This window comes from Vibrio sp. 10N.286.51.E5, assembly GCF_041469125.1.
In the GTDB taxonomy this organism is placed as follows: Bacteria; Pseudomonadota; Gammaproteobacteria; order Enterobacterales; family Vibrionaceae; genus Vibrio; species Vibrio crassostreae_C.
This window is the reverse complement of sequence record NZ_JBFRJZ010000073.1, coordinates 36463-49710: the sequence shown is the minus strand read 5'-3', so window position 1 is coordinate 49710 and position 13248 is coordinate 36463. Positions and strand designations below refer to the sequence as shown.

Here is a 13248-nt window from a genome sequence, read left to right as displayed (position 1 = left end):
AGGTGGAACGCCAATTTTTACACTAGTACTGACTGATGACGGTGCTTATACGTTTACCTTGCTTGGCCCTCTCAATCACGCTACGACACCAAATAACCTCGATACATTAACAATACCGTTTGATGTTGTTGCTGTTGATGGTGATGGCGATGATTCTAACCAATATGTATTGCCAATTGAGGTGCTCGATGATGCGCCAACGATCACTGATACGACGGTTGCGAGTACATTTGTCGTTGATGAAGACGATTTAGGTTCTGTTGTCGCTCAGGCGACAGGTGCATTTGTTACGACTGAAGGTGCAGACAAAGTTGAGGTTTACGAACTACGCAATATCTCAACTCTAGAAGCGACGCTATCGTCTGGCAATGAAGGTATTAAGATCACCGAGATCACAGGTGCTGCTAACACGACCACCTACCAAGGTGCAACTGACCCAGGCGGAACGCCAATTTTCACATTAGTGCTGACTGATGACGGTGCTTACACGTTTACCTTGCTTGGACCTCTCAATCACGCCACGACACCGAGCAACCTCGATACACTAACAATACCGTTTGATGTTGTTGCTGTTGATGGTGATGGTGATGATTCTAACCAATATGTATTGCCAATCGAGGTGCTAGACGATGCGCCAGTAATGAGTGCGCCAACCGGTGAAACGGTTGTCGATGAAGACGATCTTACTGGTATTGGTTCCGATCAATCTGAAGACACCATTATTAATGGACTGTTCTCGGTCGATGAAGGTGCCGATGGCGTTGTTAAGTATGAACTGGTTGATGAAGATTTGGTTCTGACTGGCTTAACCTCCGATGGAGAAAGCTTAGAATGGTTACCTGTTTCTGTATCTGGCAGTACGTTTACTTACGTTGCTCAGACAGGCACAGGTCAAGTGCCTGTTTTCGAGATTATTTTTGATACGTCAAACAACAGCTATCAGTTTGAACTGTTTAAACCTCTCAAGCACCCTGATGGTGCCGATGAAAACAACATCGAACTTGATTTTTCAATCATTGCTGAAGATTTTGACCAAGACCAATCAAACGCAATCGATCTGAAAATCACAGTAACCGATGATGTTCCGTTAGTGACAACTCAGTCTATCACTCGTATTGAAGGTCAGAATTACAATGGTTCTAAAGTCGATATGTTTGCCAATGCGACCGATGTGGGGGCTGATGGCGCGGTACTGAGTCGAATTGAAGGTATCTCAAGTAACGGGGCTGATATTGTTTTTCAACGAGGTAACAATACAGGCTTTAGCGATGGCTTGAATGTTCAAAGTGGACGTCGAACTATCCGTGTTTATGAGCAGACCGATGATGGCAATGGTGGTACTCAGGAAAGGCAGCTGGGTACTTTGCGTATCAACTCAAATGGCGAAATAGAATTTAGAGCTACCAATTATCTCGATCATGATGGTGACTCCATCGACTTCTCGATCAATGTGATTGCGACAGACAGTGATTTGGATACGTCATCTACGCCTTTGAACATCACGATTACGGATGAAGAGTCTTCAGCAATCTCGCTCAAGGTGACTACGTTTGAGGATGCGGGTAGAGACTCTACAATCCCTTACGCAACGGGCGATGCTCCAAACTTAGAGAATACCCAAGATAATCAAAGTGGGTTGCCTGATGCCCCTGCACAAGTTGCGTTACAGGTTAACCTGAAGGACCAAGATAACAACGAGTCCATCGGCCAACTGACGATCCAGAGTAGCAATCACAGAGGGACGTTCTATTACTTTGATGGCGTGGACTATCACAAACTAGTGGCAGAACCAAACGGTGATATCTTGTTTGGTCCTCCTGAAATGCAGCAGAGCTTTGCTCCAAGTACGAATCAACCATTAGACACCATCGCGACAATCGACAACTTGTTCTTTGTCCCAGACCAGAATTTTGGTTCTGGTGAAAATGGGGTTCGAATCAATTATGAGCTCGAAATTGATAATAATGGTTCACTAGACCATACCGTAAACTCAAACTTTAGAATTGAAATTGAAGCGGTTGCCGACATTGCGACTTGGGATGATGCGAATAGCACTTATCAATATCAAGTGAATGAAGATGAGGACAATGTGACGCTGCAGCTGAACGCAGAGTCTCAAGATAACAGCCGTACTGAAACCATTACTTATGAACTTGAGGCGATTCAGGGTGATGGGAAGTTTGAGCTGTTGGATCAAAATGGCAACCTGTTAACGCCCGTTAATGGTGTTTATGTCATCGCATCTGCAGATATCAATAGCACTGAAGTTAACCCAATCGACAACTTCTCTGGACAAATTGAGTTCAAAGCAACGGCAATTACGGAAGAAACACGCAACCCATATGATGATTCAGCCAACGGTGGGGTAGACAAAACGACCGCTCGCTCTGTAGAGCAAAACATCATTATCGATGTGACTGCTGACGCCGACCCTGGAAAACTCAGTGTGAGTCGCATTAGGATCAACGAAGACAACATTGATGATCCTGATTATCTAGGTCCTCTTGATAATAAGGACGCATTCACGTTAGACGAAGTTATCACCATGACGGGATCCGTTGATACTGATGGATCTGAAGAACTCTTCGTTCGTATTAACAATATTACTGAAGGCGCGGTGCTTAGTAGTACTGATAGCAATGTAACCATCAACACAGTGACTATCAATGGCATCGTTTACCAAGAGATTGCTTATGCTGACTTAGCGAAAATTGAAGTTACTCCGACTAAACACAGCAATGTTGATTTTACCTTTGACGTAACCGGTGTGGTTAAAGATACCGCGAACCTATCTACAGGGGCGCAAGTTGATGAAGAAATCCTAGGAACTAAAACGGTTAACGTTGAGGTTAAAGGTGTTGCAGATATTCCTTATGGCGGTACAAACGGTACGGCTTGGACAGCAATCACCGATGGCACAACATCTGGTGTTCAAACCACGATCCAAGAGAGCCAGAATGGAGACAACTATGCCGAGCTTGATTTCACGGTGTTGTCTGGTGAACGTAAACCTGATGATCTCGCGGATTCTCCTTTAACAGGAGATGGGTCTGAAGCAATCACTGTAATCCTTTCGGGTATCCCTGACGGGGTCATCCTCGAAGATGGCGATGGTACAGTGATTGACCTTAATTTTGTTGGTTATGAAACCGGTCCGGGTGGTAGCCCTGATCTGTCTAAACCTATCTACGAAGCTAACATCACTGACGCAGGTAAAACCTCAGGAATTCGCATCAGACCTGTCGATTCTTCAACTGAGAATATTCATATTCAGGGTAAAGTGATCGTGACTGAGAATGACGGTCATACGCTTACGTTTGACCAAGAAGTGCGCGTGCTTGTTATACCTAGAATCGACACATCAGCAACTTATGTCAATACGACTAACGGTGATGAAGATGCGGCTATCAACATTGATTGGCACCCCGAAGGTGCAGACTATATTGATTCTGATGAGCATTTCACTTCGATTACGATTTCCGGTATTCCATCGGGTGTCACACCTACCGTAAATGGTGATGTTACTGTTGTAAATGATGGTGCAGGTACGTTAACTATTACTCCTAAAGACGCTAGTCAAACACCGGAGCAATTTACTCAAATTGCATTAGCGAATAACTTCATTCAAATGACGCCCCCGGCTGATTCTAGTGCAGATTTTACGTTGACCACCGAACTTAAAATGGAAGAGCGAGATCATGAGTATACGCCTAGCGGCTTAGAGGATGAAGATGGTGGTTATGTCGAAGCCGATCCAGATATAACCGGAATCATTAACGTTCAAGTGCGACCTGTGGTTGAGCCTGAAGATGCGAGCAACAAGCTTATCGTCGATGATGTGCTGGGTACTGGAGCACTAGCAACCGTAGTTGCTGATGCAAACACTGGCGTGCTTAAGTTCACTACCAATAGCGATAATACATCGGTTACGGATGAGTTCGTCATTCGATATCAAGAAACAGATGCTTCGTCCGTTATCGAAGAAGTGGATCAGTTAGTTATTCAATTAACAAATGTGGACGACTCGGCTCTATCAGATGCTGTACTCAATCAACTGCTCGTTATTGGCGCTGCTTATGAAGGCAATGGGCGCTGGGTTGTAACGAATGAAGACATATTTAGCATAAGTGCACCGAACGGCCTTGTTCTTCCTTCAGGAAACAGCGGGGCTGGAGGGTTCAATGACATCAAGATGGACATCTTTAGTACGGTGATAGACCGAGGTGATGGTGCTGAGGTTGAGTCATCTACGGCCGCTCGTAGGGACGGAGAAGTCACTCTGTCATTCCCTCAAGTGGTGGTTGGGAGTACTAAGGTTGCAGCCGATATTGATATAACACCAGACAGTGTTGTTGATGCGATTGAGGACACCCAGTTAGATCTAGGTACGGCATTGAATGGTTTAATTACTTTCTCGGGCGAAGATGACTCAACTGATCAAGTGACCATCATTATTGATGACAGTGTGACCATTAATCCAGGAGCGGTGAACGAAGTCACCTTCCCAATTAGTTTATCGGGAAGCAGCGACCTAGACTTTGTTAATGGCAAATATGTATTCCAGACTACCGTCGATCAAGGGGTCTCGACCGACCTCTCTGGACTACTGCTTAACTTACCAGCCGACTACTCCGGCGACTTTAGGTTGCCGTTGACGATAGTAACTAAAGACGTATTGTCGGGGGATGAGAAAACTCTAGTGACAGAAGTAGTCATTAAAGTTGCTCCTGATGTTGAAGGTAACCCAGATATTGACGTTACTGTCGTTGGTTCGCTTGACGATTCGTTTAACCCTGTCGATACCGACGGTCAAGCAGGGCAAGATCCAGTCGGCTACGAAGATACCTATATCCAACTTGATTTCAGCTCGACCATTGATGACCAAGTAAGCGGAGTTGAAGGTGGTGACGAAAAATTCACCTCTATCACACTGACGTTAAATGACACGAGTGTTGGGGCTTTCTATACCAGCGCAGGGGTATCGCTTGGCACATCGGTGACCTTTAATGAAGCTGAGATTAATGCAGGCGCGTTGGATAATGTACTATTCCGACCGGCGTTAAATTACCCAACAGATAATGACGTAAATCAGGTGCAAGTGAATGTCAGCGGGACGATTACCGATACTGCTACATACAATGATGCAGCTTCGCCAACTGGCAGCGCGACTGATACCGATACTTTCTCTACCAATGTCAGTTTTGAAGTCGTTCCTGTGGTGGATGACGTGTCTGTCACTGGCCCGGGTAGCGATCCTGATGTTATCGAGATTACGGGTACTGAGGACCAGCTGATTTCTTTGTCGGGCACAGGGCCTGTATCGATTGCACTGACTGACCTTGATGGCTCAGAACAGTTTGTGTCGATTAAGTTTACAGATGTACCTGATGGCTTCCAGATGCGTGCAGATGCTGGTTCGGCATACACGGTGAAGAATAATGGTGGTGGTGAGTGGAGTGTTCAACTACCTCAAGCATCAGGGTTATCGTTCGACTTGAGTGAGATTTCGATTTTACCGCCTAAGGACTTCAGTGGTACGGCTGAATTTGGTGTTGCCGTATTTACTCAAGAATCTTTGTTGGGTGTGCCTACTGCAGCATCAAATCTGCCAAGCTTTAAGCTGCATGTGGTACCTGTGGGTGATGATGTTGATACTAATCCAACAGATTCTGTGACAGGTAACGAAGGTCAAAACATTGATATCGAAATCAATGCGACGATTTTGGATAAAGAGCTATCTGCAACGGGCAACGGCACTTATACCGAGAATGCACCAGAGACACTTCGAGTAGAAGTTGCGGGCGTTCCTCAAGATGCCTCTATCTATTATCCAGACGGCACAACCTTGGCTAGTTATGATCCAGTTACGCAGCTTTGGACACTTGATGTTCCTGCACAGTCGCTCGATAAGATCGTATTCAATTCAGGTGAACACAATAGCGATACGGGTAATGTATTAGGCATTAATGGCCCGCTGCAGATTACCGTTCGCTCTGTGGATACTGACGCTGATAACACCGAATATTTGGGGACGCCAACCAGCTTCGATGTTGATCTGGTGATTGATCCTATTAACGATCAACCGATCTTTGTGAACGTAACGAATATTGAAACATCGGAAGACATTAGTGTTGCTATCGACAACTTTAGTATCTACGACGTTGATGCTAACTTTGATAATCCAGACGCTCCGTATGTTCTTACGTTGCAAGTCGATCAAACACTTCCGGGAGCGCAAGGTGTGTTTGAGTTTACGAGCTCACCTGACGTGACGTTTGTATTGCAACCTGGTGGCTCATTGATGATTACCGGTAAAGAAGCCGACATCAATACCGCATTGACTAATGGAGCCGTGACTTTCAAACCAGACCCAGACCAGAACTATCTCAACCAGAGTGGTTTAGTCACGATTAATGCAACACTCGATGACGGCGGTAATAATGGCTTGATTGATGCGGGTGATCCGAATACAGCACAGACCAACCAAACTACTTTCACCATTAAAGTAACGGAAGTGAATGACGCTCCTGTGGCAACTGATGTTGATTTAGGTTCGATTGCTGAAGATGGTCAAATAGTGATTGTGGAAGGAGACTTGATTTCAGTAAGTTCTGACATTGAAAACCATAACCTGACGGTTACGGGTGTAACCCTGACTCAAGGACAAGGCCAATTAACGCGCTTTGAAAACGCAGGTGGCGCCGATAACGCGGCGATTACCGGACCATTCTGGCTGTTCGTTGCAGATAATGATTTCAACGGTGATGTGAAATTCAACTATTCCATTATCGATGATGGCACAACCAATGGTGTGGATGATTTCTTGACCGATAGCGCTGAAATTAGCCTCATCGTAACGGAAGTGAATGATGCACCTGTCGCGACAGACGTTGATTTAGGTTCGATTGCAGAAGATGGTCAAATCGTCATTGTTGAAGGGGATTTAATTGCAGCAAGCTCTGACCCAGAAAACCACAACTTAACAGTAACTGGTGTAACTCTGACTCAGGGACAAGGCCAACTAACCCGCTTTGAAAATGCAGGTGGCGCCGATGACGCGGCGATTACCGGACCATTCTGGCTATTTGTAGCGGACAACGACTTTAACGGTGACGTTAAATTCAATTACTCAATTACTGATGACGGTACAACTAATGGCGCGGATGACTTCCTAACCGACAGTGCTGAAATTAGTCTTGAAGTAACGGAAGTGAATGACGCTCCTGTAGCAACGGACATCGACTTAGGCAACATCCTTGAAGAAGGTCAGTTGATCATCAAAGAGGGCGATTTAATTGCTGCGACGAGCGATCCGGAAAACGACACGATTACCGTGACTAATCTGGCGCTCGATGAAGGCCAAGGTCAACTACAACGCTTCGAGAACGTAGGTGGTGCTGATGATGCTACGATCACTGGCCCATACTGGGTATTTACGGCAGCTGATGAATACAACGGCAACGTTAAGTTTACCTATACCGTAGAGGATGATGGTACAACCAACGGCGCTAATGACTTCCTAACGGATACAGCGGAGATCACCGCGATTGTCGATGGAGTGAACGATACACCGGTCGTTAATAGTGACAGTGTCACTACGGTTATTGACGAGGATGCTGGTCAACTGTTGAGTGGTATCAATGTCAGTGACCCTGATTATGTAGATACATTTTCTGATGATCTGATGACCGTCACGCTGACGGTGGATTACGGTACATTGAATGTATCACTTCCAGCAGTGACGACGGTTGTTGTTAACGGCAACAACACGGGTTCAGTCATCTTAGTGGGGACATTGAGTGACCTGAATGCGTTGATTGATACGCCAACCAGTCCAAATGGTGTTTTCCTTGATGCGAGCCTGTCTCCAACCAATAGCATTGGATTAGAAGTTGTTGCCAAAGACAGCGGCAACCCTTCAGGTATTGCGATAGAGACAGCACCTGTGGTTTACAACATCGCGGTGACGCCAGTGGCGAATGCACCAACCCTGTCTATCGATAGTGCGACTAACTACGTGAGAAACATTACTGCGAGTCAGTCTGTGAGTGCGAGTGGCATTCCTTTAGTTGGGATTATCGCAGCCTTAACGGACATTACAGAAGAGCTAACGCTGCATATCAGTGATGTACCTGCTGGCGCTCAAATCACCAGTGCTGCGGGTTCTGTGACGGATCTTGGCGGTGGTGTTTGGGTAGCAACGGCAGATGCAATTGAAAGCTTGCAAGCGGTTGGGCTTTCTCAAACTCCGGGTAACTACACACTGAAAGTCGAGGCGGTTTCTGAAGAGACTGACAACAACGATACAGCAACCTCTGCATCGATTGACCTTAACTTGAACATTGTGTCTAACGCAGTTGATATTAACTTGGCTTCGGAAACCGATGATGTTCAGTTACTGGCTGGTGCTAATGCGACTGACTTAACGGGTGGTTCAGGGAATGATCGACTTGAAGGTGGCGCAGGTGACGATACGCTTGTTGGCGGTGACGGTAACGACACCCTGATTGGCGGCGGAGGCTCAGACATTCTGACTGGTGGTGATGGTATGGACTCGTTCGTATGGCTTAACATCGAAGATGGTGTTGAAGATACGATTACCGACTTTGATTTGTCGGAAGGGGACAGCATTGACTTGAGAGAAGTGTTGCCGGAGCTTAAAAATACATCTCCAGACATGACCGCGTTGCTACAACAAATAGACGCGAAAGTGGACGGGGATGATATTGAGCTTACGATCAACCCGGATGGCTTAGGTACTACGGAACAGGTGATTGTGGTTGAAGACCTTGCGCCACAGCTAACCTTAAGTAGCACCATGCCTTCGGACATTCTGGATGCATTGGTACAGCAGAATGTGATAACTCACGGTTAAAGCGAACCATTGAACCATAACGAAAGAGGCCAGCATTGCTGGCCTCTTTTTTGTTACGGTATAAATTGAAAAGAGTTACTTAAGGGAGTTGTGGATCAGGAACTCTTCTTCAACACCTTTCAATTTCATCTCATCCATAATGAAGTTCACCGTGTTCAACAAACGTTGTTCACCTTTAGGAATCAGGTAGCCGAACTGACTGTTGGTGAACGGGGTTTCGCAGCGGGCCGCTTCAAGACGTTCGTCAGTTACCTGATAGAACAGACCTTCAGGGGTTTCTGTCACCATCACATCAACTTTGCCTTCCGCTACTGCTTTTGGTACGTCGAGGTTGTTCTCGTAGCGTGTGAAGCTTGCGTTCTGCAAGTTCCCGTCGGCAAAGATCTCGTTAGTGCCGCCAATGTTCACGCCCACACGAACAGAAGAGTGGTTCACTTTCTCAATGCTGTCGTACTGTTCTGCGGTGCCTTTCGCAACCAAGAAACACTTACCAAAGGTCATGTAGCCTTGAGTTTGTTCCGCGTTTAACTGACGCTGCATTTTACGCGTAATGCCGCCCATCGCGATGTCGTACTTATCGTCGTCTAGGTCGGTCAGTAGATCTTTCCATGTGGTACGAACAATCTTCAATTCAACGCCTAATTGTTCCGCGATGTGCTGTGCAACATCGATATCGTAGCCAGAGTAGCTTTTACCATCGAAGTAAGAGAAAGGCTTGTAGTCGCCAGTAGTGCCCACACGCAAAGTGCCTGATTTTTGAATGTCTTCTAGCTGGTCAGCTTGTGCGACACCAGAAAGTGCCAGAGCAATGGAGGCAAGTAATAGTGATGTTTTTTTCATTGTAATTGTCTGTTGTGTTTGTGTTGTCATTCAAAGTAACAGAAACAATCAGAGAAAGAGATCAAACCATTGGAAAGGTTGGAAAAGAAGATAAAACGAGGGCAGGAGATAGGTATTTCTACGCTTTATGCGCATTAATCGAGATGCGTTTCATATTCTATTTTGATAAACCGAAGACAAACAAAAAGCCCATGTTATCGAATAACATGGGCTTCATTTTGGTTTAACTTGTTAGCTGCTTATTTAGCTGTTTAGCTGTTTAGCTATTTGGCAACTGACTCGTTGTTCATCTTAGCCGGAGCTTTAGATGCGTTAACCAGCAGGATACCAACGGTTAGTACCATCGAACCACATAGTAGGAACAATAAGCGTCCTGTTGGTTCGTTTGGAATCAGAGCCATTGCTAGGATACCGAAACCGGCTGTGCTGATAAGCTTACCAAGCATTGAACGCTGTTTAGTATCTAGGTTTTGTTGCTCTTCACCTTCCGCTACAAGCGGCGTGTTCCAGTTAGTGAATAGTTGGTCAACTTCTTTCTCACGCTCTGGCGATAGGCCTTTGTAGAAGCGAGAAGTCATGATGAAGTAACCACCTGTGAACACTACGTGAGCAGCTAAGCTAAGACCTACTTTCAAGTCGCTCCATTCACGGCCTGTAAGCGCTGTTTCTAGACCAAATAGGTTCTCGATGTCTTCTGCTTGCAGAGAGATACCGAAGATGTAAGAAACGAAACCACCAACCACTAGAGTAGACCAACCAGCCCAGTCAGGTGTCTTACGAATCCACATACCTAGTAGGACAGGGATAAGCATTGGGAAGCCAATCAACGCACCTACGTTCATTACGATATCGAACAAGCTTAAGTGACGCAGAGAGTTAATGAATAGACCAATCGCAATGATGAAAATACCCATCATGATAGTCGTTATCTTACTTACAATAACCAGCTCTTTCTGAGTCGCATTTTTACGAAGAATCGGGCTGTAGAAGTTCATTACAAAGATACCAGCGTTACGGTTCAAACCTGAATCCATAGAAGACATCGTTGCAGCGAACATTGCTGACATAAGAAGACCAACCATACCTGCTGGCATTACGTTTTGTACGAATGCTAGGTAAGCAGCATCACCGGCTTTGTCGCCCATTGATGTGTATTGCTCAGCGAACTCAGGCATGAATGCACTAACGTACCAAGGTGGTAGGAACCAAATTAGTGGACCAACAACCATAAGGATACATGCTAGGCCTGCCGCTTTACGTGCGTTTTCACTGTCTTTTGCACATAGGTAACGGTATGCGTTGATGCTGTTGTTCATTACACCGAACTGCTTCACGAAGATGAATACAACCCAAAGGATGAAGATGCTCATGTAGTTTAGGTTGTTACCTAACATGAAGTCGCCGTCGAAGTTAGCAACAATGTTAGTTAAGCCGCCACCGTGGAAGTAAGCTGCTACCGCACAAGTGATTGTCACGGCCATGATTACAAGCATTTGCATGAAGTCAGAAGCAACAACCGCCCAAGAGCCGCCCGTTACTGCCATCAATACTAGAACCATACCCGTTACCACAATGGTAGCTTCCATTGGGATATTGAATACCGCTGCTACAAAGATAGCTAGACCGTTTAACCAGATACCTGCAGAGATAAGGCTATCCGGCATACCTGCCCATGTGAAGAACTGTTCAGACGTTTTACCAAAGCGCTGACGAATAGCTTCGATCGCCGTTACCACACGAAGTTGGCGGAACTTTGGAGCGAAGTACATATAGTTCATGAAGTAGCCAAAAGCATTGGCTAAGAATAGGATTACAATAACGAAACCGTCATTGAACGCGCGTCCTGCGGCACCTGTAAACGTCCATGCTGAAAACTGTGTCATGAAGGCAGTTGCACCAACCATCCACCACAACATTTTGCCGCCCCCTCTGAAGTAATCACTTGTAGAGGTGGTGAACTTACGGAACATCCAACCAATCGCGATTAAAAAGAAGAAGTAGGCGAGAACAACAAAAGTATCAATAGTCATCTTTTCAGCCTTTTAAATATCATAATTAACTGGGCTTAGATTAACGCGTTCCAAGGTTTATTTGTACTACAATATGTCTTTAGTATGATCTAGGTCGCATTGATTTTTCGGCCTCTAACACGTGGTTGTATAAGTATTTGTTTTAATTGAATTTAAATGTGAGTGTATTTTGTTTGAGATCTAAAATAAATTGAGGGTTAAATGTTTATATGTATTACAATATAAACAAAAGCGCTTACTTTACCGTATCTATAAGATTTTAATTATAACCGTAACAAATGTGCTACAAATTGGTGTGTTGTGCGACGACATTCACGTTAATTTGGAACCCTATACTGAAAATTTTTGTATTGAGATTTCAAGTGTAGCTCATTGTTTTCACTTCGCTATTTTCTGTTTATCTGCGGCCATGAAGCCTTTCTATGCTATTTGTTTGTTTTTTGTGCCATAGAGGTGCGTATTTGGAATTTTTGTCGCTGAGTGGGCGTTAAACTCGATGACGGGACACATTTTGCGGTGCACTTTGTCTATTGTGGTCTTCAGTGCATGCCATGAGAGATGCTTGATGACGTATCGAAAAGGAACATTGCTGGGTAAGGGGCTGGATAAGAAGCTGGATAGGCGATAGGGGGCACCAGTAACGCTTCGTTAGATGCGTGCTGGAGTCGATTGAAAGCTTACATTACTTGTTATTGCCTGTCTTAGTCGCGGAGCTGGACGAGCCCATAGAGAGAAAGGCGATAAGGTGTGGGGGAAACATAATGTTGATTGAGCGTGTTTTACGGTTAGTCAGCGCAATAAACGCCAGATAACAAAAAGCCCCACCGAGGTGAGGCTTCATCACTCAATCTAAAATAGATTAAGCGTTAACGTGATCAACTGCGTCACGAACCAGCTTGCCTAGTTCTTCCCACTTACCTTCGTCGATAAGGTTAGTTGGAACCATCCAAGTACCGCCACACGCAAGTACAGAAGGGATCGATAGGTATTCATCTACATTCTTCAAGCTTACACCACCAGTAGGCATAAATTTAACAGGGTAAACCGCTGTTAGTGCTTTAAGCATGCCAGTACCGCCAGAAGGCTCAGCAGGGAAGAACTTCAATGTGCGAAGGCCCATTTCCATTGCTTGTTCCACTAGGCTTGGGTTGTTAACACCCGGTACGATTGCAACGCCTTTATCGATACAGTATTGAACAGTGCGCGGGTTGAAACCTGGGCTTACGATGAAATCAACGCCAGCTTCAATAGATGCGTCAACTTGCTCGTTAGTCAGTACAGTACCTGAACCAATTAACATGTCTGGGAATTCTTTACGCATGATGCGAATCGCTTCGATTGCACATTCTGTACGTAGCGTGATTTCTGCACATGGCATGCCGTTTTCAACAAGTGCTTTACCTAGAGGGATAGCGTCTTCAGCACGGTTGATAGCGATTACAGGAATTACTTTTAGGTTTGCTAGTTGTTCATTTAATGTAGTCATGAATTCTTTCTCACGTT

Annotated in this window: 4 protein-coding genes; 1 reads left to right on the top strand and 3 read right to left on the bottom strand. The window is 45.2% G+C overall.

What is annotated here, in order from left to right; translation table 11 throughout:
- The first annotated feature begins 13 nt into the window (after window positions 1-13).
- Window positions 14-8875, top strand: coding sequence for a cadherin-like domain-containing protein (locus AB4161_RS20780; RefSeq protein ID WP_372084157.1), 8862 nt, complete (start codon window positions 14-16; stop codon window positions 8873-8875).
- A gap of 75 nt (window positions 8876-8950) precedes the next feature.
- Here AB4161_RS20780 and AB4161_RS20775 read toward each other — a convergent pair whose 3' ends face one another.
- The 3 genes from AB4161_RS20775 to AB4161_RS20765 form a co-directional block, all read right to left on the bottom strand.
- A complete protein-coding gene (locus tag AB4161_RS20775; protein ID WP_372084153.1) occupies window positions 8951-9715 on the bottom strand; it encodes a transporter substrate-binding domain-containing protein in 765 nt (254 codons plus the stop codon).
- 263 nt (window positions 9716-9978) lie between these two features.
- Complete coding sequence (locus tag AB4161_RS20770; protein WP_017061487.1) at window positions 9979-11745, bottom strand: sodium:solute symporter family protein; 1767 nt, start codon at window positions 11743-11745, stop codon at window positions 9979-9981.
- 859 nt (window positions 11746-12604) lie between these two features.
- Window positions 12605-13231: a bifunctional 4-hydroxy-2-oxoglutarate aldolase/2-dehydro-3-deoxy-phosphogluconate aldolase gene (locus tag AB4161_RS20765; RefSeq protein WP_017061486.1), complete on the bottom strand. Its 627-nt coding sequence runs from the start codon at window positions 13229-13231 to the stop codon at window positions 12605-12607.
- Between the last annotated feature and the right edge of the window lie 17 nt (window positions 13232-13248).